This window comes from Janthinobacterium sp. EB271-G4-7A (genome assembly GCF_020858075.1).
Lineage (GTDB): Bacteria > Pseudomonadota > Gammaproteobacteria > Burkholderiales > Burkholderiaceae_D > Janthinobacterium > Janthinobacterium lividum.
Window position 1 is genome coordinate 568578 of record NZ_JACYMI010000001.1, and the last position, 25748, is coordinate 594325.

The 25748-nt window shown below is 64.5% G+C and carries 24 protein-coding genes; 18 read left to right on the forward strand and 6 right to left on the reverse strand.

Annotated elements, in window-relative coordinates:
• Window positions 1-131 precede the first annotated feature (131 nt).
• From IGS58_RS02625 to mtgA, 3 genes are read left to right on the forward strand one after another with little or no spacing between them, the layout of a single operon-like run.
• Window positions 132-989: an energy transducer TonB family protein gene (locus IGS58_RS02625; protein WP_034780245.1), complete on the forward strand. Its 858-nt coding sequence runs from the start codon at window positions 132-134 to the stop codon at window positions 987-989.
• A gap of 11 nt (window positions 990-1000) precedes the next feature.
• Window positions 1001-1828 carry a shikimate dehydrogenase gene (gene aroE / locus IGS58_RS02630; protein ID WP_230522186.1) on the forward strand — a complete coding sequence of 276 codons (828 nt, stop codon included), beginning with the start codon at window positions 1001-1003 and terminating at the stop codon, window positions 1826-1828.
• Window positions 1825-2550 carry a monofunctional biosynthetic peptidoglycan transglycosylase gene (mtgA, locus tag IGS58_RS02635; RefSeq protein ID WP_070255932.1) on the forward strand — a complete coding sequence of 242 codons (726 nt, stop codon included), beginning with the start codon at window positions 1825-1827 and terminating at the stop codon, window positions 2548-2550. The genes aroE and mtgA overlap by 4 nt, the downstream gene beginning before the upstream one ends.
• Before the next feature lie 64 nt (window positions 2551-2614).
• Here mtgA and IGS58_RS02640 read toward each other — a convergent pair whose 3' ends face one another.
• Complete coding sequence (locus IGS58_RS02640) at window positions 2615-2773, reverse strand: hypothetical protein (protein WP_161789554.1); 159 nt, start codon at window positions 2771-2773, stop codon at window positions 2615-2617.
• Here IGS58_RS02640 and corA point away from each other — a divergent pair.
• Window positions 2772-3737: a magnesium/cobalt transporter CorA gene (corA, locus tag IGS58_RS02645; RefSeq protein ID WP_034746658.1), complete on the forward strand. Its 966-nt coding sequence runs from the start codon at window positions 2772-2774 to the stop codon at window positions 3735-3737. The genes IGS58_RS02640 and corA overlap by 2 nt on opposite strands.
• Window positions 3738-4023: 286 nt before the next feature.
• Window positions 4024-4740, forward strand: a complete 717-nt coding sequence (locus IGS58_RS02650; protein WP_230520602.1) for an HAD family hydrolase — start codon at window positions 4024-4026, stop codon at window positions 4738-4740.
• Between the two features lie 2 nt (window positions 4741-4742).
• On the opposite strand, the gene hemL is transcribed toward IGS58_RS02650, so the two are convergent.
• Together hemL and thiD are read right to left on the reverse strand one after the other, a co-directional pair.
• The gene (gene hemL, locus IGS58_RS02655) at window positions 4743-6032 is read right to left on the reverse strand and encodes a glutamate-1-semialdehyde 2,1-aminomutase (protein WP_230520603.1); all 1290 of its coding nucleotides are present in this window, start codon (window positions 6030-6032) and stop codon (window positions 4743-4745) included.
• Window positions 6033-6077: 45 nt separating this feature from the next.
• The gene (thiD, locus tag IGS58_RS02660) at window positions 6078-6935 is read right to left on the reverse strand and encodes a bifunctional hydroxymethylpyrimidine kinase/phosphomethylpyrimidine kinase (protein ID WP_442908351.1); all 858 of its coding nucleotides are present in this window, start codon (window positions 6933-6935) and stop codon (window positions 6078-6080) included.
• A gap of 96 nt (window positions 6936-7031) precedes the next feature.
• Here thiD and IGS58_RS02665 point away from each other — a divergent pair, with 96 nt between their 5' ends.
• The 7 genes from IGS58_RS02665 (at window position 7032) to IGS58_RS02695 (ending at window position 16996) form a co-directional block, all read left to right on the forward strand.
• The gene (locus IGS58_RS02665) at window positions 7032-7184 is read left to right on the forward strand and encodes a rubredoxin (protein WP_034780237.1); all 153 of its coding nucleotides are present in this window, start codon (window positions 7032-7034) and stop codon (window positions 7182-7184) included.
• Window positions 7185-7269: 85 nt separating this feature from the next.
• The gene (locus tag IGS58_RS02670; RefSeq protein ID WP_070255929.1) at window positions 7270-7692 is read left to right on the forward strand and encodes a response regulator; all 423 of its coding nucleotides are present in this window, start codon (window positions 7270-7272) and stop codon (window positions 7690-7692) included.
• Window positions 7693-7728: 36 nt separating this feature from the next.
• Window positions 7729-8094: a response regulator gene (locus IGS58_RS02675; protein ID WP_034780235.1), complete on the forward strand. Its 366-nt coding sequence runs from the start codon at window positions 7729-7731 to the stop codon at window positions 8092-8094.
• Window positions 8095-8153: 59 nt separating this feature from the next.
• On the forward strand, window positions 8154-8735 hold the full coding sequence (locus IGS58_RS02680; protein ID WP_070256117.1) for a chemotaxis protein CheW: 582 nt from the start codon (window positions 8154-8156) through the stop codon (window positions 8733-8735).
• Window positions 8735-10972 carry a methyl-accepting chemotaxis protein gene (locus IGS58_RS02685; RefSeq protein ID WP_034780233.1) on the forward strand — a complete coding sequence of 746 codons (2238 nt, stop codon included), beginning with the start codon at window positions 8735-8737 and terminating at the stop codon, window positions 10970-10972. Before IGS58_RS02680 ends, IGS58_RS02685 begins: the two co-directional genes overlap by 1 nt.
• 40 nt (window positions 10973-11012) lie before the next feature.
• Window positions 11013-16325, forward strand: a complete 5313-nt coding sequence (locus tag IGS58_RS02690) for a hybrid sensor histidine kinase/response regulator (protein WP_230520605.1) — start codon at window positions 11013-11015, stop codon at window positions 16323-16325.
• Between the two features lie 29 nt (window positions 16326-16354).
• Window positions 16355-16996 (forward strand): hypothetical protein, encoded by a 642-nt coding sequence (locus IGS58_RS02695; protein ID WP_230520606.1) that lies wholly within the window; start codon window positions 16355-16357, stop codon window positions 16994-16996.
• On the opposite strand, the gene IGS58_RS02700 is transcribed toward IGS58_RS02695, so the two are convergent.
• Window positions 16989-18452: a cryptochrome/photolyase family protein gene (locus IGS58_RS02700; RefSeq protein ID WP_230520607.1), complete on the reverse strand. Its 1464-nt coding sequence runs from the start codon at window positions 18450-18452 to the stop codon at window positions 16989-16991. The two genes, IGS58_RS02695 and IGS58_RS02700, sit on opposite strands and share 8 nt — an antisense overlap.
• A 442-nt stretch (window positions 18453-18894) precedes the next feature.
• On the opposite strand from IGS58_RS02700, the gene IGS58_RS02705 reads away from it, so the two are divergent.
• From IGS58_RS02705 to IGS58_RS02730, 6 genes are all read left to right on the forward strand, one after another.
• The gene (locus IGS58_RS02705) at window positions 18895-19497 is read left to right on the forward strand and encodes a YqgE/AlgH family protein (RefSeq protein ID WP_034746689.1); all 603 of its coding nucleotides are present in this window, start codon (window positions 18895-18897) and stop codon (window positions 19495-19497) included.
• A 165-nt stretch (window positions 19498-19662) separates the two neighbouring features.
• Entirely contained in the window at window positions 19663-20046 is a 384-nt protein-coding gene (gene ruvX / locus IGS58_RS02710) for a Holliday junction resolvase RuvX (protein WP_070256114.1), read from the forward strand.
• 39 nt (window positions 20047-20085) lie between these two features.
• Window positions 20086-20610: a bifunctional pyr operon transcriptional regulator/uracil phosphoribosyltransferase PyrR gene (pyrR, locus tag IGS58_RS02715; protein WP_070255920.1), complete on the forward strand. Its 525-nt coding sequence runs from the start codon at window positions 20086-20088 to the stop codon at window positions 20608-20610.
• The gene (locus tag IGS58_RS02720; protein ID WP_034780223.1) at window positions 20603-21568 is read left to right on the forward strand and encodes an aspartate carbamoyltransferase catalytic subunit; all 966 of its coding nucleotides are present in this window, start codon (window positions 20603-20605) and stop codon (window positions 21566-21568) included. Before pyrR ends, IGS58_RS02720 begins: the two co-directional genes overlap by 8 nt.
• A gap of 24 nt (window positions 21569-21592) precedes the next feature.
• The gene (locus tag IGS58_RS02725) at window positions 21593-22894 is read left to right on the forward strand and encodes a dihydroorotase (RefSeq protein ID WP_230520608.1); all 1302 of its coding nucleotides are present in this window, start codon (window positions 21593-21595) and stop codon (window positions 22892-22894) included.
• A gap of 87 nt (window positions 22895-22981) precedes the next feature.
• Entirely contained in the window at window positions 22982-23728 is a 747-nt protein-coding gene (locus IGS58_RS02730) for a lysophospholipid acyltransferase family protein (protein ID WP_230520609.1), read from the forward strand.
• Here IGS58_RS02730 and IGS58_RS02735 read toward each other — a convergent pair.
• Together IGS58_RS02735 and IGS58_RS02740 are read right to left on the reverse strand one after the other, a co-directional pair.
• On the reverse strand, window positions 23725-24489 hold the full coding sequence (locus tag IGS58_RS02735) for an ABC transporter permease (protein WP_230520610.1): 765 nt from the start codon (window positions 24487-24489) through the stop codon (window positions 23725-23727). The two genes, IGS58_RS02730 and IGS58_RS02735, sit on opposite strands and share 4 nt — an antisense overlap.
• A gap of 2 nt (window positions 24490-24491) precedes the next feature.
• Window positions 24492-25736: an ABC transporter substrate-binding protein gene (locus tag IGS58_RS02740; protein ID WP_070255916.1), complete on the reverse strand. Its 1245-nt coding sequence runs from the start codon at window positions 25734-25736 to the stop codon at window positions 24492-24494.
• Window positions 25737-25748 lie beyond the last annotated feature (12 nt).

The window sequence follows — 25748 nt, forward strand, 5'->3', positions numbered from 1 at the left end:
TCAGGCCATCAAGGCGGTGCTGAAAACTGTTGCCGGCACCGCCCTTTGACGTAGAATTCAGCCATCTTGTTATGGTGTGTTTGTTGCGAATTGGGTTGCGCGTGAAGTCTTTCCGAGAGAATCGTTTCCTGATGATTGCCGTGGCGGTATCGCTGCTGGCGCACGGCGCCTTGCTGGCGATGCATTTTGTCGCCCCGGCCCCGCAGCGGGCTGTGGCTACCGATCCCGGCCTGGAAGTGATCCTGGTCAACGCCAAGCATGCGAACAAGCCGCTGAAGGCCGATGCCCTGGCGCAAGCCAATCTCGACGGTGGCGGACAAGCCGACAAGGGCCGCGCCAAGTCGCCCTTGCCCGACATGCGCCAGGTGGAAGAGGGCGACAGCGTCAAGGCCAGCGCCCGGCGCATTGCCGAACTCGAGCAGAAGCAGCAGGAGCTGCTGACGCAGGCGGCCAGGCCGACGCCCTACAGCGCCGCGCCCGTCACGGAAAAAGACAAGCCCAATCCGCTCGCATCCGGTTCGGACTTGATGGAAAGCAGCAAGGCCATCGCGCGCATGGCGGCCGAGATCAGCCAGACCGTGGAAGACCAGAACAAGCGTCCGCGCAAGACTTTCATTACGCCCAGCACGCAGGAAGTCGGCTACGCCATGTATTACAAGACCTTGCAAAAGCGCATCGAGGAAATCGGCACCCTGAATTTCCCGCAAAAGAATGGCCGCAAGATGTATGGCGAACTGGTTGTCTACATCCCCATCTTCCAGGATGGCACGATTTACCAGAAGGAAGGCGGCGCCCGCGTAGAGAAAAGCTCGGGCAACCCCGCGCTCGATGCGGCGGCCCTGGCCATCGTGCGCCGCGCGGCGCCGTATGGCCGTTTTCCACCAAACATGTTGTCAAGTGATAAGGATGACCTGTGGGTCGTCATTACCCGCTTCAAATTTACGCGCGAAGAAAAAATGGAAGCTAACCTGACTGGCGGCAGCAATTGAACAAGCAAGAAATGAATCCCGATCAATATTGTGTCTTCGGCAATCCCATCGCCCACAGCAAGTCCCCCCTGATCCACGCCGCGTTTGCCCTGCAGACGGGCGAACCCATCGTCTACGATCGCCGCCTGGCGCCGCTCGATGGCTTTGCCCTGGCGGCCCGTACGTTTGCCGCCGAGGGCGGCAAGGGCGCGAATGTGACGGTGCCCTTCAAACTGGACGCGTGCGCGCTGGCCACGGAGCTGACGCCGCGCGCGCAAGCGGCCGGCGCCGTCAATACCCTGCGTTTCGATGGCGATACCATTCTTGGCGACAATACCGATGGCGCGGGCCTGGTGGCGGACATCGTGCGCAACGCGGGCGTGAGTGTCTCCGGCAAGCGCATCCTGCTGCTGGGCGCGGGCGGCGCGGCGCGCGGCGTCGTGCTGCCCTTGCTGGAACAGGGGCCGCAGGAAATCTTCATTGCCAACCGCACCGTGGCCACGGCCGAGGCGCTGCTGATGCAGTTTGCCGATGCGCTGGATCAACCCGCTCAGTTGCGCGCCGGCGGCTACACGCAGCCCGATGGCGTCTTTGATATCGTCATCAATGCCACCTCGGCCAGCCTGGCGGGCGACTTGCCGCCCGTGCCGCCGGGAATCTTCGGCGATCACACGCTGGCGCTGGACATGATGTATGGTGCCCAGCCCACCGTCTTCATGGACTTTGCCGCGCAGCATGGCGCCCAGGTGCGCGACGGCCTGGGCATGCTGGTGGAGCAGGCGGCTGAAGCGTTTTACGTGTGGCGCGGCGTGCGGCCGCAGACGCAGGATTTGCTGGCGCAATTGCGCAGTGCCCTGTGAGCGCCGGCAAGAAGGGCCAGCGCCGCAGCGGCAGCCGCTACGGCTGGATCAAGTGGCTGTTCATCGTGCCCGTGCTGGCGTTTATCGTCGTGCAGCTGTATTTCTTCCTGCAAATCTGGTGGTGGGTCGAGCATAACCCGTCCAGCACGGCTTTCATGCGCGAACAGCTGTCTGTCTTGCAGGACAAGAATCCCAACGCCACGATCAAGCAGACGTGGGTGCCGTACAACCGCATCTCGAACAACCTGAAACGGGCCATCATCGCTTCGGAAGACGCGAATTTTTCCGAGCACGAAGGCGTGGACTGGGAAGCCTTGCAAAAGGCATATGAAAAAAATAGCAAGAAGCAGAAGGTCGTGGCGGGCGGTTCCACCATCACGCAGCAGCTGGCGAAGAATCTGTTCCTGTCCGGCTCGCGCAGCTATGTGCGCAAGGGCCAGGAACTGATCATCACGTATATGCTGGAAAGCCTGATGGAAAAGCAGCGCATTTTCGAGATTTATTTGAACGTGGTGGAATTTGGCACGGGCATCTTCGGCGCCGAGGCGGCCGGGCGCCACTATTACCGGGTCAGCGCGGCGGGCCTGAGCGCCGGGCAGGCGGCAAAACTGGCCGTGATGCTGCCGAACCCCCGCTTTTATGACCGTCACCGCGATACGGGCTACCTGAACCGGCGTACGGGCGTGATCCTGCGCCGCATGGGAGCGGCGGAACTGCCTTGATGGCAGCCGGCTTTCTTTGTATAAAGTTAAAGCTGCCTGATTGGCACTATTGCGGCGCAGCATCTTAATCGGCCCGGTTGGTGCAACGCCGCACTTTTTCCGTGAAAAAGCGGTGCCGGGGGTGGTCGTGAAAAGGCCTTTGCGGGTACACTTGCGCTGTTTTCATTTTTGGCGCCAGCGCCAGCACATCACGATAACCCAACATCCGGCTGAGAGCGCGCATGATCAATGTCTTTGTATTACAGAATGGCCGGCTCAACCAGGTGCCGATCGACAGCCGCGCAGACCTCGAAAATGCCGAACCGGTGTGGGTCGACCTGACCGACCCTACCGATGATGAACGGGCCTGGGTCAAGGCCATCTACAACGTCACCCTGCCGGGCGAAGACGAAGTCAAGGATATTGAAGCGTCGGCCCGCTATTACGAAGCGGAAAACGGCGACTTGCACCTGCGCACAGATTTCCTGCGCGAAGAGGACGATGGTCCCTCGCGCGTCATCACGGTCGCCTTCATCCTGGCCCGCAAGATCCTGTTTTCCATGCATACGGACGACTTGCCCGTGTTCCGCCTGGTGCGCATGCGCGCCCGTTCGCGGCCCGGCTCGATTGCCGACTACATGGACGTGCTGCTCGACCTGTACGCCACCGATGCCGAATATTCGGCCGACGTGCTCGAAGGCATCTACCAGAACCTGGAAGAAGTCAGCACGCGCGTGCTGCAAAAGGAATTTACCGATGCGCACGCGGCCGAAGCGCTGAATGCGATTGCCCACGAGGAAGATTTGAATGGCCGTATCCGCCGCAACATGATGGATACGCGCCGCGCCGTGAGTTTCCTGATGCGCGGCCGATTGCTCAATTCCGAGCAGTTCGAGGAAGCGCGGCAGATTTTGCGCGACATCGAATCGCTGGACGGCCATACCTCGTTCCTGTTTGACAAGATCAACTTCCTGATGGATGCCACCGTCGGTTTCATCAACATCAACCAGAACAAGATCATCAAGATCTTCTCGGTGGCCAGCGTGGCCTTCCTGCCGCCGACCCTGATCGCCAGCGTATACGGCATGAACTTCAAGCTGATGCCGGAACTGGAATGGTCGTTCGGCTATCCATGGGCCTGGGGCTTGATGATCACCAGCGCCATCGCACCGTTCCTGTACTTCCGCCACCGCGGCTGGCTGAAGTAAACCGCATCGCCGGGGCGCTTTCCGCGTCCCGGTTTCAAGACGAACGCAGCGAATTCAAAAATCAGCGATAATCACTGGTATTGCGTGGTATTGAATTGGTATTTACGCGTCGACGCCTGCCTGGCGCCCGATTCTTTCCCCCGTTGGCTGCCTTTTGCAGAAAAGTATCGTCATTCAGACGTTTTCTGCGTGGTAGCGTCCGCCTGTTCCACCTATGATCGTTGCGATGCCTGCCTTGGCCGGCTGGCCGCCGCATTTCCCGTCACTGTTGCCTTCTGGAGAGTCCATGCCTGATACCGCCACCACCCCACTGCGCTATACCCATTTGATCAGCGACTGCGATGGCGTGCTGATCGACAGCGAAGCCGTGGCCCTGCAAGCGCTGCTGGAATTGCTGGGACCGCGCTTGCAGAACCTGCCCGAGGGCGTCACCCTGCAAGGCTTGATCGAGCCGCGCCTGGGCCAGCGCCTGGTGCCGCTGATGCAGGATATCTACAAGGAACTGGGCTTGCCGCAATTGCCGGCCGACGAGATCATGGCCATCGGCAACGCCGTCGATGCGGCCTGCGACGCGCAGCTGCGCGCCGTGCCTGGCGTGGCGCAGGCGCTGGCAGCCATTTCCCTGCCCAAGGCCGTCGCTTCGAACAGCGTCAGCGCGCGCGTGCTGTCGGCGCTCGAGCGGACCAGCATGGCGCCGCTGTTCGACAAGCGCGTCTTTACGCCGGACCTGGTGGGCCACGCCAAGCCGCATCCGGGCGTCTACCTGGCGGCAGCTGCCGCCTTCGGCGTGCCGCCAGGCCAGTGCCTGGTGCTGGAAGACAGCGTCACGGGCGTGACTGCGGCCGTGGCGGCGGGCATGACGGTGCTGGGGTTTATCGGCGGCGGGCATATCGCGCCCGGCCAGGAAGCGCGCCTGAAGGCAGCCGGTGCGCATGTCGTGTTCAACGACATGGCCAGGCTGCCGGCGCTGGTGGCCGCGGTGATGGACACCGCGGCGGTGTAACTTTACGCGAGCTTGGCAAAGACCTTGCGCGCGGCGGCGATGGTGGCGTCGATGACGGCGTCATCGTGCTGCGCCGAGACGAAGCCTGCCTCGAAGGCGGCGGGCGCGAAGTACACGCCTTCGTCCAGCATGGCGTGGAAGAAGGCGTTGAACTTGCTGCGGTCGCCCGCCATCATTTCCGCGTAGCTGGTCGGCGGGGTGGCGCTGAAATAGATGCCGAACATGCCGCCGATGTAGTCGGCGCAGAAGACCACGCCCGCTTCTTGCGCGGCGGCGGTCAGGCCTTCGGCCAGGCGCCTGGCCGTGGCGCCCAGCTGCTCGTAAAAGCCAGGCTGCTGGATCAGTTTCAAGGTGGCCATGCCGGCCGCCACGGCGACCGGGTTGCCGGACAGGGTGCCGGCCTGATAGACGGCGCCCAGTGGCGCCATGTTGTGCATCAGCGCCGCGCTGCCGCCGAAGGCCGCCACCGGCATGCCGCCGCCGATCACCTTGCCCAGCGCCGTGAGATCGGGCTTGATGCCGTACAGCGCCTGCGCGCCGCCCAGGGCCACGCGCAAGCCGCACATGACTTCATCGAAAATGAGCAGGGCACCGTGCTGCGTGCACAGTTCGCGCATCGCCTGCAGGAATTCCGGCGTGGCTTTCACCAGGTTCATGTTGCCGGCCACCGGTTCGACGATGACGCAGGCGATTTCCGCGCCGAAGCTGTCGAAGGCGTCTTTCAGCTGTTCCACGTTGTTATAGTCGAGCACCAGGGTGTGCTTGACGAAATCTTCCGGCACGCCGGCCGACGTCGGGTTGCCGAAGGTGAGCAGGCCGCTGCCAGCCTTCACCAGCAGCGAGTCGGCGTGGCCGTGGTAGCAGCCTTCGAACTTGACGATCTTGTCGCGTCCCGTGGCGCCGCGCGCCAGGCGCAGGGCGCTCATGGTCGCTTCCGTGCCCGACGATACCAGGCGCACCTGTTCGATCGACGGCACCAGGCGCGTGATTTCCTCGGCCATCAGCACTTCGCCTTCCGTCGGCGCGCCGAACGACAGGCCCAGCGCGGCCGCATCCTGCACCGCCTTCACCACTTCCGGATGGGCGTGGCCGACGATGGCCGGGCCCCAGGAACCGATGTAGTCGATATAGCGCTTGCCGTCCGCGTCCCAGAAGTACGGGCCTTCGGCGCGCGTGATGAAGCGTGGCGTGCCGCCGACCGAGCGGAAGGCGCGCACGGGAGAATTGACGCCGCCTGGCGTGGTTTTTTGTGCGCGGGCAAACAGGATGTCGTTTTGTGAAGTCGTCGTCATGATAATCGTGCCTTGAAAGTGGATCGTTGTCTGTGTCGTCTGTACTTATTGGGCGCCGCGCTGGCGCTGCTGCCGGAACAGGCGGTTCGGCACCAGCTTGCCCATGCCGTGGCGCTGCGCGTGGGCCAGGGCGCCGGCCGTGAATTCCTGCGCCGCCACGACCACCTGCGGCACATCGTCTTCATCGTTCGCCAGGGCCAGCAGGGCGGTGGCGGCGGCAGACAGGGTGCTGCCGGCACCGTTGAAGATGCCAGGCAGGTGCTGCCATTCGTCGTGGCGCACCACGCCGTCCTCGCCGAACAGGGTGTTGGCGCGCAGCTTGCCTTCGGCCGTGCCGGACTTGCTGGCATCGGCCGGCATGCCGGTGACGAGCACGTATTCGCAGCCCAGGGCCACCAGGTAGTCGACGTCGTTTTGCAGGGTGTCGTCCGGATCGGCGTCGCGCCAGGTCTCGGCCAGGCGCTCCAGTTCCACCGGCGAGAGCACCAGCAGGGTCGTTTGCGGGATCAGGAGCTGGCGCACGGCCGTCAGGATGTCTTCATCGTCCATGCCCTGTTCCGGCAGCGCCGAAATGAAGGGATCGAGGATCAGCGGCACGTTCGGATAGTCGGAGACGATTTCGGCGATGGCCGTGACGTTTTCCACGCTGCCCAGCGCGCCGATCTTGATGGCCGAGACGGACATGTCTTCCAGCAGCACGCGCGCCTGGTCGGAAATCCAGTCCGGGTCGACCGCCTGCACGTCTTCCACGCGCGCCGTATCGCTGATCAACAGGCCCGTGGTGACGGACAGGCCATGGCAGCCGAAGGCTGAAAACGTGGCCAGGTCGGCCTGGATGCCGATCGCACCGACCGGATCGGACACGCCGAAGCTTAATATGAGGGGAGAAGTTTGGTTTTGCACGGCGGGTAGATTAAGATACCTAATTCAGCATTTTACTTGATTGAAGGGTGGCAGAACGTGAGTAGCAACGAAACAACGCAGCAATTCCAAACGTGGATGTGTCTTATTTGCGGCTGGGTTTATGATGAAGCGGCCGGCATGCCCGACGAAGACATCGCTCCGGGCACGCGTTGGGCCGATGTTCCGATGAACTGGACCTGTCCTGAATGCGGTGCGCGCAAGGATGATTTCGAGATGGTGGCGCTGTAATCAATCGAGATTCATGGGATGCCGCTGCCGCACGCAGGTATCGCGGCTGCCTGTGCTATGGTATGAAAGATTGTCGAATAATCACATGACGCGTCCCTTTTTGCCCGAGGCGCCGCCCGATGCCGTGTGCGCCAGCGCCACGATACTCGTCATCGACGACAGCGCGACGATACGCAGCGCGGCCGCGAAGATCCTGGGCGAGGCCGGTTATCGCGTGGTGGTGGCGGAAAACGGCTTCGATGCCCTGGCCAAGATCGCCGACTGCCGGCCGGCGCTGATCGTGTGCGACATTGTGATGCCGCGCCTGGACGGCTACCGTACCTGCGCGCTGATCAAGGCCAGTGCGGCCTTCCACGCCACGCCGGTGCTGATGCTGTCGTCGAAGGAAGGCTTGTTCGACCGCGCGCGCGGTGCCATGGCGGGCGCCAGCGCCTGCCTGGCCAAGCCGCTGGCGCGCGAGGCGCTGCTGGAGGCCGTGCGGTTGCACCTGGCCGGGCATTTTGAATAAGTGTTTTTATTGATTGACAACGCAGCAAGGAAGCAGATGGCCATACACACAATTCTGATCGTCGACGACTCGCCGACAGAACGCTATTACCTGAGCGAGATGCTGGTGCGTGCCGGTTATGCCGTCCTCACGGCGCAGGATGGCGCCGACGCGCTGGCGCAACTCAAGCAGGCCAGGCCCGACCTGATCCTGATGGACGTGGTGATGCCCGGTGCGAATGGCTTCCAGATCACGCGCGCGATTGCGCGCGATCCCGAACTGCAGGACGTGCCGGTGATTATCTGCTCCAGCAAGAGCCAGGAAACGGATCGCATCTGGGGCTTGCGCCAGGGCGCGCGCGATTACCTGGTCAAGCCGGTGGTCGAAGCCGAGCTGCTGGCCAAGATCGCCGCGATTTCCTGAAAATGCACACGATGCCAGGTCACGGCGTGTCCACAGCGGCCCTTTCGCCTGCCGCTGCCATGCCATCTTTCGAGACGGGCGCGCGGCAGGGGCGCTTGCGCCAGTATCAGCTGCAATTGATCGAGCGGATACAGGCCGCGCGCAGCGGCGCGCTGGCAGCGCGCAAGGAACTGGGCGTGATGCTCGGTGGCCGGCCGTGCCTGCTCGACCTGACGCAGCTGGGCGAAATCGTCATTGCTTCCGGCGTGCAGATCCAGGGCGTGCCGCTGGCGCAGGACTGGTACCTGGGCCTGGCGGCCATGCGCGGACGCCTGACGGCGGTCGTCGACCTGGCCCGCTACATGGGCGAGCCGGCTTGCGTGTCGGGCAATCACTGCCGCATCATCACGTTTTCTCCCCGTCTGGGCCTCAATTGCGCCTTGCTGGTCGAACGCGTACTGGGCTTGCGCCAGTTGCGCGCGATGCAATCCGTGCGCGTTCACGATGCGGCGCAGGGTGTGCTCCCATCGTGGGCGGCGCAGGCGCTGCGCGACAGCGAAGGGCAGCAGTGGCTGCGCCTGGACCTGGCGCAGCTGGCGCAATCGGAACGCTTCCTCGATGCCGGCTTTGACGGCTACCCCGACCACAAGGATATTTGCTGATGGGCGCCAATTCCCCCATTCTGGCGGCCGGCATGCCCGAAGCGCAGCACGCTGCGGACGCGCCGGCATCGGCGGCAGACCTGCCGCTGCGCCTGCGCGACGCGCTGGGACGGCGCAAGTCGCTGGCCAGCGCGCCGGTCAGCGACTTGAAGCTGCCGCTGATCGGCCATTTTCCGCTGCAAAAGCAGCTGAGCATCCTGTCGACGCTGATGGCCCTGAGCCTGGCCGCCAGCCTGCTGTTCGTGGGGCTGAACACGCGCAGCGGCAATATCGCCTCGGCACAAACGCAGCTGGCCAGCGATGCGCTGATGCATTCGCAACGCATCGGCAAGGCGGCGCCCAACGCCGTGCAAGGTAATCCGGAAGCCTTCCGCCAGCTGGAGGAAAGCCGAAATGAACTGAACCAGGATTTCCGCCTGATGCTGCGCGGCGGGACGTATCACGGCCGCGATATCGGCGAGTCGCGTGCCGCCCTGCTGGCGGCGGTGGCCGACGCGCGCAAGAAGTGGGCCAGCAGCGACCGCGCGGCCAGCACCATCCTGCGCCTGAAGCCGGAGCTGGGCGAATTCGACAAGACCTTGCAGCAATTGAATGGGCTGTCGCCGGCGCTGCTGGCGCAGACCGAGGAAATCGCGGCCCTGAAGGTGCAGCGTGGCGGCAATGCGCGCGACCTGGCCGTCATCGGCCGCCTGATGATGCTGAGCCAGCGCATGAGCCGCAGCGCCAGCGAGTTTCTGTCGTCGGGCAGCATCAGCTCGGAAACGGCATTTTCGCTGGGACGCGACACGACGTATTTCCGCACCGCCGTGGAAGGCTTGCTCAATGGCAGCGTGTCGCTGCAATTGGCGCCCACGCGCGACGCCGAACTGCGCGACCGCCTGGTGGCGTTGAAAGCCAGTTTCGACACGTACCAGAAGCTGGTGTCGTCGATACTCGACCGGCTCGACAAATTCAGTTCGGCGAAAAGCGCCGAACAGCTGATCTTCAACGAGAACGAAGACCTGCGCCAGCGTTTGACCCTGCTGCAGCAGATGTATCACGTGAACCAGGAAACCCTGGGCATCGCCTTCTGGATGATGGTCGGCGGGGTGTTGCTGACCCTGATCGCGGCGGCCGGCATCGGCCGCGTGCTGCTGCAGGACTCCGTCAACCGCACGCGCGATGCCGAGCGGCGGCGCCAGGAAGCGGAAATCCTGCGGCTCCAGTCGCAGGGAAAAGAGGAAGAGGCGAAGGCCAGGAATGAGCAGAACCAGGCGGCCATCCTGCGCCTGATGAATGAGTTGCAGAAGGTCGCCGATGGCGACCTGACGGTGCAGGCGACCGTGTCGGAAGACATTACGGGCGCCATCGCCGATTCCGTCAACTATACGGTGGAGGAATTGCGCGGCCTGGTGGGGAGGGTGACGGCGACGGCCGAACAGGTCAATCGCGCCTCGACGCAGGCGCAAAGCATTTCCAGCAAGCTGCTGATCGCGTCGCAGCAGCAGTCGCGCGAAATCCAGGGCGTCAGCGCCACCGTGGTCAAGATGGCCAATGCGATTACCGACGTGTCGAAGTCGGCCAGCGTCTCGGCCGACGTGGCGCGCCAGTCGGTGGCGGCCGCGCAGCAGGGTTCGACGGCGGTGGAAAACGCCATCAAGGGCATGCATGAAATCCGCGAGCAGATCCAGGATACGTCCAAGCGCATCAAGCGCCTGGGCGAATCGTCGCAGGAAATCGGCGAGATCACCGAGCTCATTTCCGACATCACCGAGCAGACCAATGTGCTGGCGCTGAACGCCGCCATCCAGGCCGCATCGGCCGGCGAGGCGGGGCGCGGCTTTTCCGTCGTGGCCGAGGAAGTGCAGCGCCTGGCCGAACGCTCGGCCGCCGCCGCCAAGCAGATCGGCGCGCTGGTGCGCACCATCCAGGCCGATACCCAGGATGCGACGCGGGCGATGGAAACGTCCACGCAGGGCGTGGTCGAGGGCGCGCGCCTGTCGGACGCGGCCGGCGCAGCCTTGAACGACATCAGCCAGGTGTCGAAACACCTGGCAGAACTGATCCAGGGCATTTCGTTCGCCACCGGCACGCAGGCCGGTTCGGCCAGCGGCGTGGCCTTGAATATCCAGCATATCCTGAGCGTGACGGAGCAGACCCAGGATGGCACGCAGCAAACGGCGCAATCGATCCATAAACTGTCGATGCTGGCGCAGGAACTGAAAAATTCGGTGTCGCGCTTCCGCGTCGCCGCCTGAACGCCGCGCCAGTCCAGGCGATTTCCTTACCGAGGCATGCATGAGCACACCTGATAGTCCACAGCAGTCCAAGCCGTTCGACAGCGAACCTTTGTCGTGGGTGATGGTGGAAATCCGCGAAGCGCTGGGCCGCTCGAAAACGGCCCTGTTCGAGGCGGGTGGCCGCGAGCGCGAGGAACGCGCCACGGCCCTGCAGCATGCACGCTCGCATCTGCACCAGGCGCATGGCGCGCTGGTGATGGTGGACGTGGCCGGCGCCAGCCTGCTGACGGACGGCGCGGAACAGGCGCTGGCGCGCTTTCGTGACGGCAGCCTCGAATACACGCTGGACCATGCGCAAGTCGTCGCCGAACTGTATCAGGCCCTGATCGAATACCTGGAAGATCTGGTGGCCGGCACGCCGCCGCAGCCGACGCGTTTGTTTCCCTACTACCGCGACCTGCAAAGCATGCTGGGCGCCGAGCGCAGTCACCCGGCCGACCTGTTCTTTCCGCCGGCATCGATGCTGGAAGGGCATGCCATCGCGCTGGCGCAGGCGCCCCCGGTGGCCGATTATCCGGCCTGGCGCGGACGCTTTGAAAAGTCCCTGTTGCCCTTCCTGAAGGCGCAGGATGACGCGGCGCGGCGCCAGCATGCCAGCGACTTGCACGCCACCTTGACCCTGGTGGCCGACGCGCAGCAGGAAGCGCCGGCGCGCACCTTCTGGTTCGCCATGCAGGCCTTTGCCGGGCTGGCGGCCAGCGGCGAGGGCATGGGCACGCTCAATGTCAAACAGTTGTTCGGCCTGATCAACCTGCAATTGCGCCGCCTGGCGCAGGGCACGGCCAGCCTGCCCGAATCGATGCTGCGCGACGCCCTGTTCTTCATCGCGGCCGCCACCGAGCCGACGCCGGAGGCACGCCAGCTGCGCGCCGCTTTCGCCCTGGAGGGGCAGGTTCCCGCCGACGTGGAAACGCGGCGCTACGGCCAGGTTGACCAGGGTGCCTTGCAAGGCGCCCGCACGGCCCTGGCGCAGGCGCGCACCAGCTGGAGCCGTCTGGCGCAAGCCGACCTCGATCCAGCCCTGGGCACGGATTTCGAAGAGTCGCTGCAACAGGTGGCCGCACATGTAGAGTCCTTGAAGCAGCCGGCCCTGGCCAGCCTGCTGCGCGAATGCGCGGCCGTGGCGCGGCAAGCCGTGGCCAGCGGGCGCAGCGCGGCCCTGGAAAATGAAATCGGCATGGCGCTGCTGTTTGCCGACACGGGGCTGGAGCAGCTGCGCCGCCTGCCCGACGATTTTGCCGGCAATGCGGAAACCATCGCCGCGCGCCTGCAGGCATTGCTGGCAGGCGAAGCGCCGCCGCCCGTCACGGCGGGCGAGATGTCGCGCCAGATCGAACAGGGCCAGACGGTGGCCGCGCTGGCCGAGGAAATGAAGACGGGTCTGCGCCAGGTGGAAAAGGTGCTCAACGCTTATTACGCGGATACGTTGCGGCCGGCGGGGGCACTCGATGGCGTCGTGCCGGTGCTGGGCCAGTTGCAGCAGCAGCTGGCCGGGCTGGGACAGGAAGACGCGCGCGCCGCCGTGCTGCAGGTCGACGCAGCCGTGCGGCAGCTGGCCGGTAGCGGCGCCAATGCGGAGGCGCATGCGGAGGCGCTCGACGAGATCGCGCAAAATGTCAGCGCGCTGGGCTTTTTTGTCGATATGCTGGGCCGCAATGCGCAGGCGGCCAGCGGGCGTTTCCATTTCGATGCCGCCGCCGGCACCTTCCGCGCCCTGCCATTTGAGAGAGTCGCCGCCGCCGGTGCCGTACCGGTGCCATTGCTCGACCAGACCCTGGCGCCCGCCGCGCCTGCCGGCATGGATGCCGCGCCCGCCGTGACCGATGTCGATGCGGAGATGCTCGACATCTTCCTGACCGAAGCGCGCGAAGTGCTGGCCTTTATCGACACCACCCTGGCCCTGCCGCGAGAGCAGGCCGCCAGCGGCGACCACCTGGCCATGCTGCGCCGCTCGTTCCATACCCTGAAAGGCAGCAGCCGCATGATCGGCCTGGCGCAGTTTGCCGAAGCGGCCGGCGCCATCGAACGCGTCATGAACACCTGGCTGGCCGAGGCGCGCCCCGTCAGCGACGACTTGTTCACCTTGCTGAATTACGGCTGGTACCAGCTCAGCGAATGGGTGGCCGAACTGGAAGGCGGAGCGGGACGCGAGCGCGAGGCCGGCATGCTGCTGATGGCGGCAGAGCGCGTGCGCGAAGGCGGCCCGTTCGAATTGCGCAAGCCGCGCCCGGCCGCGCCCGTGGCCAGCAATGGCAATGTGATCGGACTTCCCCTGGCCACGGCGCCCACGCTGCACGAAGCGCCGGACGATCACCTCAAGCACGTGGGCGAACTGCGCATCAGCCTTCCCTTGTACAACATCTACCTGGCCGAAACGGATGAATTGCTGCGCGTGCTCACGCGCGACTTCGGCGAGTGGCGCCATGAACAGCGTGCCGTCAGCGCGGAAGCGCTGCAAGCCGTGCATACGCTGGCGGGGACCTCGGGCACGGTGGGTTTCCAGTCCCTGCGCGACCTGGCGCACGCACTTGAAACGGTGATCGAGACGGTGGTGCCGCCGCTGGCCGGCCTGCGCGCCGAACAGCACGACGTGCTGGAACAGGCCACGCAGCGCATCGGGCAAATGCTGCAGGCGTTCGCGCTGGGAGATTTGGCGCCAACGCAGCCGGACATGATCGAAGCGCTCAACACCCTGTGGCGCGCCTTGACGGCGCCGCCCGGCGAGAGCCAGGAAGACCGGCTCGACGCCCTGTTTGCGGCCGCCTACGCCAGCATCGTCGGCACGCCGGCCCAGCCTGCGGAGTCGCTACCCGACGCGCTGGCCGACGCATTGGCCGAGATTCCTGTACCACAGCTCGAGACGCTGTTCGAAGCGACGTATGCGAGCATCGTCGCCGACGCGCTGCAGCCGGCTGCTGCCGAAGTGCCGGCACCGGCGCCGATGCAGGACAGCGGCATCGGCGACGACCTGTTCGACGCCGGCTTCGAGCACGCGCCGCCATTGGAGCACGCGGCGCCGGAAGCGCCGGCGTCCGCCATCATGCCGGCCGACGCGGCCGCGCTGCTGGCGGCGAGCGCCGGCATCAGCGATGAACTCGATCTCGATTTATTGTCCGTCTTCCTGGAAGAGGGCGCCGACCTGCTGCCGCAGATCGGCGAGGCGCTGCGCAGCTGGCAGCAGCAGCCGCACGACAGTGGCCAGGCGCAGATGCTGCTGCGCACCCTGCACACCGTCAAGGGCAGCGCCCGCATGGCCGGTGCCATGCGACTGGGCCAGCATGCGCATGAAATCGAGACGCATATCGAAAACATGCTGCATGCGGGTACCGCCACGCCGCAGGCCTTCGAGGAATTGCTGGCCCACTACGACCATGCGCTGCACCTGTTCGAACAGTTGCAGCAGCCCTTGCTGCCCTTGCCGGGCATGGAAGACACGCCGGCCGCCGAACCGAAGGCGGCCCTGGTGCGCGTGCGCGCCGATATCCTCGACCGCCTGGTGAACCAGGCTGGCGAAGTGTCGATCACGCGCTCCAAGATGGAAAATGAAGTCGGCGTGCTGGGCGCTTCGCTGGCCGAGTTTTCCGACAACCTGGCGCGCTTGCGGCGCCAGCTGCGCGAAGTGGAAATGCAGGCCGAATCGCAGATCGCCTCGCGCATGGCCGTCGGCAGCGAGCGAGATTTCGATCCGCTCGAATTCGACCGCTTTACGCGCTTGCAGGAACTCACGCGCATGATGGCCGAAAGCGTCAACGACGTGGCCTCGTTCCACGAAAACCTCAGCCACAGCGTCGATGCGGTAACGGACGACCTGGTGCTGCAGGCGCGGCTGACGCGCGAGCTGCAGCGCGACCTGATGCAGATCCGCATGGTGCCGTTTGCCAGCATCGCCGAACGGCTGTTCCGCGTGGCGCGGCAAAGCGCCAAGGAAGTCGACAAACGCGTCAACCTCGACATCCGCGGCGGCGGCGTGGAAATCGACCGCAGCGTACTGGAACGCATGGCGGCGCCCTTCGAGCACCTGCTGCGCAACGCCATCGTGCACGGCGTCGAGCCGCGCGACGCGCGCCTGTCCGCGGGCAAGAGCGAAACGGGCGAGCTGCTGGTGCAGGTCAGCCAGCAGGGCAATGAAGTGGCGATCGCCTTTTCCGACGATGGCGCGGGGCTGGACCTGGAACGCATCCGCGCCAAGGCGCACGGCGCCGGCCTGGTGGCGACGGATGAGCCATTGACCGATGCGCAGGCGGCCGAACTGATTTTCACGCCCGGCTTTTCCACCGCCGACAGCCTGACGGAACTGGCCGGGCGCGGTTTTGGCATGGACATCGTGCGCTCCGAAGCGCTGGCCCTGGGCGGGCGCGTGGAAACGCTGACGCAGGCGGGCCTGGGCATGCGCTTTACCATCCACCTGCCGCTGACCCTGGCCGTCACGCAAGTGGTGCTGCTGGCGGCCAGCGGCAAGACGTATGCCTTGCCATCGGTGCTGGTGGAGCAGGTGCTGCACCTGAAAGGCGAACAGCTGGAGCAGGTGCGGGCGGCCGGGCGCATCGAGTCGCACGGGCAGTCGCTGGCGCTGCACCACCTGTCGGCCATGCTGGGCGAGACGCCGGCGGCGCAGGCCACGCAGCGCTATGCGCCCGTGCTGTTACTGAGGAATGGCAATGACAGGCTGGCCTTGCAGGTCGATGACGTGGTGGGCAACCGCGAAGTCGTGGTCAAGCACGTGGGCCCGCAGTTGGCGCGCATGCCGGGCATCGCCGGCGCCACGGTGCTGGGCACGGGCGACATCGTGCTGATCCTCAATCCGGTGGCGCTGGCACAGCATCTGGAGCACCATCCGGAACTGTTGGCGCAGTATGCGCTGGCCAGCAGCGAGCAGCATGCCGCTTCCAGCGCGCTGGCCGTGCCTGCCGTGCGCGTGATGGTGGTCGACGATTCGCTGACGGTGCGCCGCGTGATGCAGCGCCTGTTCGAGCGCGAAGGCTACCAGGTGCTGCTGGCCAAGGATGGCGTCGATGCGCTGGAACAGCTGCATGCGCTGGAGCCGGCTGCCATGCCGGCCCTGCTGCTGGTCGACGTGGAAATGCCGCGCATGGATGGTTTTGATTTGACGCGCAATGTGCGCAGCGACGACAAGACGCGCGCCATCCCCGTCATCATGATTACCTCGCGCAGCGCCGACAAGCACCGCGCGCACGCGTTCGAGCTGGGCGTGAATGCGTATTTCGGCAAGCCGTTCCAGGAAGAGGAATTGCTGGCGGAAGTGCAGCGCCTGCAAACGGAGGCTGGTGCCGAAACACCGCGGCAACCATAACAGGCGTGCATCGCCAAATCAGGAAAACAATGAGCCTTCACGCCAAACTGAAAAAACTCGAAGACAAAGCCATGGCCAAAGGTGAGCATGCGGTCGCCGCGGCCGCGGCCCATCTGTTGCAGGATATCGACTCCATCGACAGGCAAATCAACCTCGTCGGGGCGTTGCATGAAGTGGGCTATCTGCAGAACTCGCTGAAGCCCTACTGGAATGCGTTCAGAGCCGATGAGCCGGCATGGATAGAACGCTGCCTGGCAAGGCTGGTCATTGCCGATCATGACTATTGGGCACTCGCCGCGCTGCTGGGGTGCGACGGTCCGGCCACCATCGGCATCGCCATCGGCAAGGGGTTCAAATCCGCCGCGACGAGGCAGTACGAACGTTTTGACAAACCCGCTGTCCATGTCGACACCTTGTATTTGTCAGGCATGGGCAAGGTGCTGCACCCCATACTGGAAGTCGGCTATGACACGCGGGAAATGATCAATGTCGACGTGGGAAGGGCGCGGGCACTGAGCATCGACAATCAGTTGGACACTGCGCAATGGCAGCCAGGTGACCCGCTGGGGACGGGCGGACTATCCCTTTCCATGCAGGCGAAACTTCCGCACGGCGCCTGGCGGTCGGTGTGGACGCCGTTCACCGCACAGGAAGCCGGTGGCCTTACTTGACCACTTTGACCACTTCATAACGCTCCAGGGTCTCCTTGCGCGCCTCGTCGTGCTGCACCAGCGGTTCCGGATAATCGCGCCCCAGCATGATGTTTTTTTGCTCGAGCAGCATGCGCGGCACCAGCCAGGGAGCATGGATTTCCTTGTCGCCCAGCGCCTTCAGCTGCGGCAGGTAGCGGCGGATGAAGCGCCCGCTGGCATCGAATTTTTCCGACTGCGTGACGGGGTTGAAGATGCGGAAGTAGGGCTGCGCATCGCAGCCGGACGACGAGGCCCATTGCCAGCCGCCGTTGTTCGAGGCCAGGTCGAAGTCATTCAGGTGCAGCGCGAAATACGCTTCGCCGCGGCGCCAGTCGATGCCCAGATCCTTGATCAGAAAGCAGGCCGTGACCATGCGCAGGCGGTTGTGCATGTAGCCCGTCTGGTTCAGCTGCGCCATCGCCGCGTCCACCAGCGGATAGCCGGTGCGCCCCTCGCACCAGGCGGCAAACAAGGCATCGGCCTCGGGGCCCGTTTCCCAGGCGATGGCGTCGTAGGCGGGTTTGAAGGCACCGCCTTCCACGTGCGGGTTCTGGTACAGAATCATGGCATAGAAATCGCGCCAGATCAGTTCCGCCAGCCACACGGGCGCGCCATCGCCGCCACTGCCACGGTCCATCAGGTCGACCACGGTGCGCACCAGATAGCGCAGCGACACGGTGCCGAAGCGCAGATGCATGGACAGGTAGGATGGCCCCTTCAGGGCGGGAAAATCGCGCGCCACGTCATAGCGTGCCACGCGCGGCAGGAAGTCCTCAAACAGTTGACTGGCGCCCGCCATGCCGGTGGGGATGGCCAGTTCGGCCAAGTTGCTGGCCTCGAAACCCAGCTCGCCCAAGGTGGGCAGGGAGGCCGGCGTGCCGGCGCGCGGCGGCGCCAGGCTGGCCGCATGCGGCTCGATATCGAACGGCGCCAGGCAGGCGGGTTCGGCGCGCATTTTCTTCAGCCAGGCATTCTTGTACGGCGTGTAGACGGTATACGGCTTGGCCGAGAGCGTCAGCACCTCGTCCTTTTCAAAGATGACCTGGTCCTTGAAACTGAACCACAGGCGCGCGTCGCGCGTGAGCGCGGCGGCCACGCCGGCATCGCGCGCGATCGCTTGCGGCTCGTAGTCGTGGTTGGCAAAAACGGCGTCGGCGTTCAACTCGGCGGCCAGGCGCGGGATGGTCTCGGCCGCGTCCGCGTGCAGCACGATCAGGTCGCCGCCCAGCTGGCGCAGCTCGCTGGCGAGCTCGGCCACGCTGGCATGGATGAAGTCGACCCGCCGGTCGCGGCGCGGCAGCGTTGCCAGGATGGCGGTGTCGTACACGAAGACGCAATGCACGGCCTGGCTCTGGCGCAGGGCGTGATGCAGTGCAGCATGGTCAAATGCGCGCAGATCGCGCCGGAACCACACCAGGGAAGTCTTGATTGTCATTATTTCGCGTGTTCAGGGTCAAAGATAGGCGATTTTTTGCCGCCAACTGGGCTTTATGGCCGCTCGCGTCGTGCCTTTGGCGTCGCTGCGGCGGCAATTCAGTGTAAACTACCGGGTATGTTCATGGTGCTTTATGTGCGACAGCGATTTTGCAATCAATTTTACAATTGGCATTGAAATGCGCTTGCAGGGAAAGCGACGTTTCCTATCAAGCAAGTCACTCAGCGTGCAGGATGTCGCCGCATGGCACAGCAAATTGATAACTAATTTATAACATAACAAGAATAGCGCCTGGCAACACGGTTCCCGCCGCCCAGCATTCGCGGCAGGATGTGCCAGGCGTACGATAGCGGGGTAAGCGAGACTTGCCAGCAAGCCCACAGAGAGAGCATCGCGTATGAAAAAGAGTAAAATCGACCAGACTCTACCAGGACATCGTCTGATGCAGGGTGTGGGAGAGCCGGCCGCGACCGGTTCCTCCACCCTGAATCTGGCCAACCATTTCCTGATTGCGATGCCGGCCATGCAAGATCCGATCTTCGGCGGCACGGTCGTGTACGTGTGTGAACATAATGAAAACGGCGTGCTGGGCGTCGTCATCAACAAGCCCACCGACATGACCATGGAAGTGCTGTTCGACCGCATCGACCTGAAACTGGCGGCCGGCAGCGACACGCCCATCATCAACGAACCGATCATGTTCGGCGGCCCCGTGCAGGATGACCGCGGCTTCGTGCTGCACACGCCGGGCGCGCGCTATTCCTCGTCGCTGACGGTGACCGATGAAGTGGCGTTTACCACGTCGATCGACGTGCTCGAAGCCGTCGCCAAGGGCGATGGCCCCGAGCGCATGCTGGTCTCGATCGGCTATTCGGGCTGGAGCCCGGGCCAGCTGGAAGACGAGATCGGCCGCAACGGCTGGCTGACGGTAGGCGCCTCGGCCGACATCCTGTTCGACTTCCCCATCGAGCAGCGCTACGTGGCGGCCATCAAGTTGCTGGGCATCGACCCCCTCATGCTGGCCAGCGAGGCCGGACACGCATGAGGTGGATGCCATAAACCTACTGCGCAGCCCACTTTCGGGCATCCGTTGCTCGCTGTACCTTCGTACAGCTCCGCTACTCAACCCGACATTGAGCTTGCTCGCTACGGTTTCTGGCACCACCTATGTTGATCTTTATTATGGAAAAATGCTGTGACGAGTGACGCCATCGACACCATCCTCGCCTTCGATTTCGGCTTGAAACGCATCGGCGTGGCCATCGGCAATACCATGATTTGCCAGGCCAAGCCGCTCAGCGTGATCACGGCCACGGCGAACGAGCCGAAGTTTGCCGCCATCGATAGCCTGATCAGGGAATGGGGCGCCAGCCGCATCGTGGTGGGCTTGCCCAGCCATCCCGATGGCACGGAACACGAGATGAGCGCGCGCTGCCGCCGTTTCGCCAACCAGGTGCATGGCCGCTTCAACCTGCCGGTGGAACTGGTCGATGAGCGTTACTCCTCGGCCGTCATCGCCGCCAAGCGCGGTGAAGTGATCGACGACCGCGCCGCCGCCATCATCCTGCAACAGTATTTCGACGCGAATTATTAATCTGACCCTAGACTTCCTCCCTGAATGATCAAGAACTCTATGCCGCATCCTACGAATCCTTCCCAACTCGACGCCGAGGCCCTGTACGCGGTCTTGCTGCAGCAAGTGCAGAGCGGCCTGGCGGGCATCCCCAACGTGGCCATCGTCGGTATCCATTCGGGCGGTGCCTGGCTGGCCGAACGCCTGGCGCGCGACCTGAACCTGGTCGACCGCCTGGGTGTGCTCGATGTCTCGTTCTACCGCGACGACTTTGCGCAGAAGGGCCTGCATGCGGACGTCAAGCCGACGCAGATCAGTTTTGACGTGGCTGGCGCCACCATCCTGCTGGTCGACGACGTGCTGTACACGGGCCGCACCACGCGCGCGGCCATCAACGAATTGTTCGACTATGGCCGCCCGGCGAAGATCATGCTGGCCGCCCTGGTCGACCGCGGCGAGCGCCAGTTGCCGGTGGCCGCCGATTTCGTGGCCGCCTTCACAGCCGTGCCGCCGGGCCAGGCCCTGGTCCTGAAGCAAGCCGACGATGGAAAATTCACGCTCACCATAGATACCCACCATGCTTAATCCGCAACTGAATAAACACGGCGAACTGCAACATCTGCTGACGATCGAAGGCTTGCCGAAGTCTATCGTCAACCACATCCTCGATACCGCTTCCTCGTTCGTCGGCATCTCCGACCGCGATGTGAAAAAGGTGCCGCTGATGCGCGGCAAGAGCGTTTTCAATCTGTTCTTTGAAAACTCCACGCGCACCCGCACCACCTTCGAGATCGCCTCGAAGCGGCTGTCGGCCGACGTCATCAACCTGAACATCCAGGCGTCGTCGGCCAGCAAGGGCGAGTCCCTGCTCGACACCATCGACAACCTGTCGGCCATGCATGCCGACATGTTCGTCGTGCGCCACGCGCAGTCGGGCGCGCCCTACCTGATCGCCAAGCACCTGATCGACACCAGGCAGCCGCACGTCCACGTTGTCAACGCGGGCGACGGACGCCATGCGCACCCGACCCAGGGCTTGCTCGACATGTACACGATCCGCCATTACAAGAAGGATTTCACCAACTTGACGGTGGCCATCGTGGGCGACATCCTGCACAGCCGCGTGGCCCGTTCCGACATCCACGCGCTGACCACGCTGGGCGTGCCGGAAGTGCGCGCCATCGGTCCGCACACCCTGCTGCCGGGCGGCCTGGAGCAGATGGGCGTGCGCACCTTCACCAACATGGATGAAGGCCTCAAGGGCGTCGACGTGATCATCATGCTGCGCCTGCAAAATGAACGCATGAGCGGCGCGCTGCTGCCATCGGCGCAGGAATACTTCAAGAGCTACGGCCTCACGCCCGAGCGCCTGGCGCTGGCGAAACCGGACGCCATCGTTATGCATCCGGGCCCGATGAACCGCGGCGTGGAAATCGATTCGGCCGTGGCCGACGGTCCGCAGGCGGTGATCCTGCCGCAGGTGACCTTCGGTATCGCCGTGCGCATGGCGGTGATGAGTATTTTGGCTGGTAATCAGGGCTGATAGCCCAAGGACGAGTAAGCGAGCATGACGACACTACATATCAAGAACGGCCACCTGATCGACCCTGCCAACGGCATCGATGGCTTGCAAGACCTGTTTATCGCCGACGGCAAGGTGCTGGCCGTGGGCAGCGCCCCGGCCGGTTTCAAGGCCGACACCACGTTTGACGCGGCCGGCCTGGTGGTTTCCCCCGGCCTGGTCGACCTGTCCGCGCGCCTGCGCGAGCCGGGCTACGAATACAAGGCGACCCTGGAATCGGAACTGCAGGCAGCTCTCCAAGGCGGCGTCACGAGCCTGGTATGCCCGCCCGACACCGACCCCGTGCTGGACGAGCCGGGCCTGGTGGAAATGCTGAAATACCGCGCCAAGACGCAGAACAAGGCCCACGTGCATCCGCTGGGCGCGCTGACCATGGGCTTGAAGGGCAAGTCGCTGACGGAAATGGCGGAACTGACGGAAGCGGGCTGCATCGGCTTCGCGCAGGCGGAAGAGCCGATCGAAGACACCACCGTGCTGCTGCGCGCCATGCAGTATGCGAACACCTTCGGCTACACCGTCTGGCTGCGCCCGCAGGATCCGCATATCGGCCGCGGCGGCATCGCCCACAGCGGCCCGCTGGCGTCGCGCCTGGGGCTATCCGGCGTGCCCGTGATGTCCGAAACCATCGCCCTGCACACGATCTTCGAATTGATGCGCGCCAGCCGCGCGCGCGTGCACCTGTGCCGCATCTCGTCGGCGGCCGGCCTGGAACTGATCCGTGCGGCCAAGGCCGAAGGCTTGCCCGTCACCTGCGACGTGGGCGTGCACCATGTGCACCTGACGGACGCCGACATCGGCTTCTTCGACCCGAATGCGCGCGTCACGCCGCCGTTCCGCAGCCAGCGCGACCGCGATGCGATCCGCGCCGGCCTGCTCGACGGCACGGTCGACGCCATGTGCTCGGACCACACGCCGGTCGACGACGATGAAAAACTGCTGCCGTTCGGCGAAGCGTCGCCCGGTGCCACGGGGCTCGAGCTGCTGCTGTCGCTGGCCCTGAAATGGGCCGACGACTATGCGCTGGCGCAGCCGCAAGCGGGCGCCCGTCCGCTGGCGCGCGCCGTGGCCAAGGTCACGGCGGACGCGGCCCGTGTCGCCGGCATCCCGGCCGGCAGCCTGGCCGTGGGCGAAGCGGCCGACATCTGCGTCTTCGATCCCGCCGCGCGCTGGACCGTGTCGTCGGCGTCGCTGGCCAGCCAGGGCAAGCACACGCCTTTCCTCGGCTATGAGCTGAGCGGCATCGTCAAGGCGACCATCGTTGCCGGACAGGTGGCGTTTCAGCGTTAAAAAATCAGATCCATGGACCGGGGCGCGCTGCCCCGGCATCCCTTGTCTGCTCCCGGATTTCGGTTCTGGTTTATTTGTTGGTGTGATTTGAAACTTCTGCTTACCTACCGCCTCGCGCGCATCGCCATTCACCTGGGCTGCGGCATGGCCAAGAGCGCCGTGCTCTTTCCCTGGCTGGACCTGGAGGGGCGCAACCGGCGGATCCGCCGCTGGTCGACGCAACTGCTCGACATCTGCGGCGTGCACGTGGCGCAGCCGGCAGACAGCGTGCCGGCCCTCGACCATGCGATGGTGGTGGCGAACCACGTGTCGTGGCTCGACATCTTCGTCATCAATGCCGTCCACCCCTGCCGTTTCGTCGCCAAGGCGGAAATCCGCGCCTGGCCGATCCTGGGCTGGCTGGCGGGGCGCGCCGGCACCATCTTCATTTCGCGCGGCAGCAAGCGCGACCTGCGTTTGATTTTCCAGGGCCTGGTGGATAAATTGACGGCGGGCGAGCGCATTGCGTTCTTCCCCGAAGGCACGACCGCCGCGCAAGGACAGATCCTGCCGTTTCACGCCAACCTGTTCGAGGCGGCCATCGACGCGCAAGTGCCGGTGCAGCCGTTCGCGCTCGTGTATGTGGATGACAAGGGAGCCTTGCACCACGCCGTCGACTTCATCGGCGACATGAGCTTTGCGCAAAGCATGGTGGCGATTCTGAGCGGCCCGCCCATCACGGCGCGCCTGACCTGTCTGGCGCCAGTGGCGACGCTCGACGCGCACCGCCGTGAACTGGCAGCGGCAACGCAGGCGACTATCGCCGCCACGCTGCCGCTGGAAAAGACCGCCTAGCTTTTGACGTGCAGCCAGCGCGCATGCGCGGCGCGGGCCAGGTAGTCGAGGATGAAACCGAGTATGCCGATCAGCACGATGGCGGCCATCAGCTCCGAATACGCGAGCCGGTCGCGCGTGTCGAGGATGAAGTAGCCGAGGCCCGCCGACACGCCCAGCATTTCCGCCGGTACCAGCACGATCCAGATGATGCCGATGGCCAGGCGCACGCCCGTCAGGATATCGGCCGTAATGCCCGGCAAAATCACCTTGAAGACGATCTCGCTGCGCGTGGCCGACAGGCTGCGCGCCAGCAGCAGCCAGTTTGGATCGAGCCGCGCCACGCCGGCCGCCGTATTGAGCAGGATCGGCCAGACGGCCGCAAACGCCAGCAGGAAGTACACGGGCGCGTCACCGACACCGAGCACCATCACGGCAATCGGCATCCACGATAGCGGCGAAATCATGCGCAGCAGCTGGAACAGCGGCATGGCCGCGCCGGAAAAGCTCTTCGACATGGCCACCAGCACGCCCAGCGGCACGCCGATGACGATGGCCAGTCCCAGGCCCACGGCTACCCTTTGCAGGCTCAGTACCACGTGCAGCCAGATATCCGAACCGCCCACCATCTCCTGGAACGCCAGCGCCGTGGGCAAGGGGGCGAAGGCGGTGGCGATCGGCGTGGATTTCTCCAGCGCCGTCACGCCCATGGACCACAGCAGCAAGGCACAGGCCAGCCCCACCAGGGGCAGGCCGAACTTCGTGAACAACTTGCTTGCCATCGTCAGACCGCCACGGTTTCGCTGCGCAGCAGGTTGGCCGGCAAGCCGAAGGCGGCCGGGCCGCCGACTGCCGTGATGGCCTTGCGCACGAAGCGGTCATCGACCAGGTCGCGCGCGGCGAACTTCGGATCGAGGTTGGCCAGGAAGCGCGTATCGCCTTCGACCTTGGTGCGGCCGATGGCGCGCACCAGCTCTTCCGTGTACGAGGCGAACGGATATGGCTGGAAGTCGATGCGGCGCTGCTGCCAGTTCTTGTGCACGATCAGGCCCTGTTTTTCATAGCTGGCGTAATCGGTGGTGGCCAGCACCTTCGTCAGCACTTGCAGCGGATGCGGCGTGTAGCGGTGCTCGCCCACGTTCGACAGCAGCTTGGCCGTGTCGACCTGGTTCGAGCGCGTCCACAGCTGCGCCTTGACGATGGCGTTGGTGACCTTTTGCGCCCATTCGGGACGCGTGTTGATGTCGCGTTCGGACAGGAACGTGACGCAGCATGCATGGTTTTTCCACACGTCGCCCGAGAAGCGCAGGATCTTGCCGATGCCGGCGTTTTCTGCCGCCGCATTGAACGGCTCGGCCACGATGTAGCCGGCAATCGACTTGCTGGCCAGCGCGGAGACCATTTCGGCCGGCGCCAGCACGATCAGATTGACCTCATTCGATTTGATGGCTGCGTTGCGCGCGCGCGTGACCGGGGTCAAGCCATTGGCGCTCAGGATTTGCTGCAACAGGATGTTGTGGATCGAGTACCAGAACGGGATGGCGACCGTGCGCCCGCCCAGGTCGGAGACCTTGTTGATCTCGTTGGCCACCGTCAGCGCGGAACCGTTGACGTGGTTCCAGGCGACGACTTTGGCGGGGAACTTGGCGCCGTAGCGCACCCACAGGGTGGCCGGCGACAGCAGGTGGATGACGTTGACCTGGCCGGCGACGAAGGCTTCGATGATCTGCGCCCAGCTGCGGAACAGGCGCGGCGTTTCCGCCTGCAAGCCCTCGGCCTCGAACAGCTTGCGGGCGTGCGCGACGAGCAGCGGGGTGGCGTCGGTAATCGGCAGGTAGCCGATCTTCACGGGCTGGTCATCGCCTTTCGGACCTTGCTGGGCCATGGCGTCGCCGGCGAACAGCAGCGGCGAGGCAACGCTGGCCGTGGCCAGGGCCGACATGCGCAGGAAGTCGCGCCGCGTCAGGCCGCAATCGCAATCGGACGAGGCGCAGATGTGCAGGGGTTTGTTTTGGTCTTCGAATGTCATGGGAATGTTCCG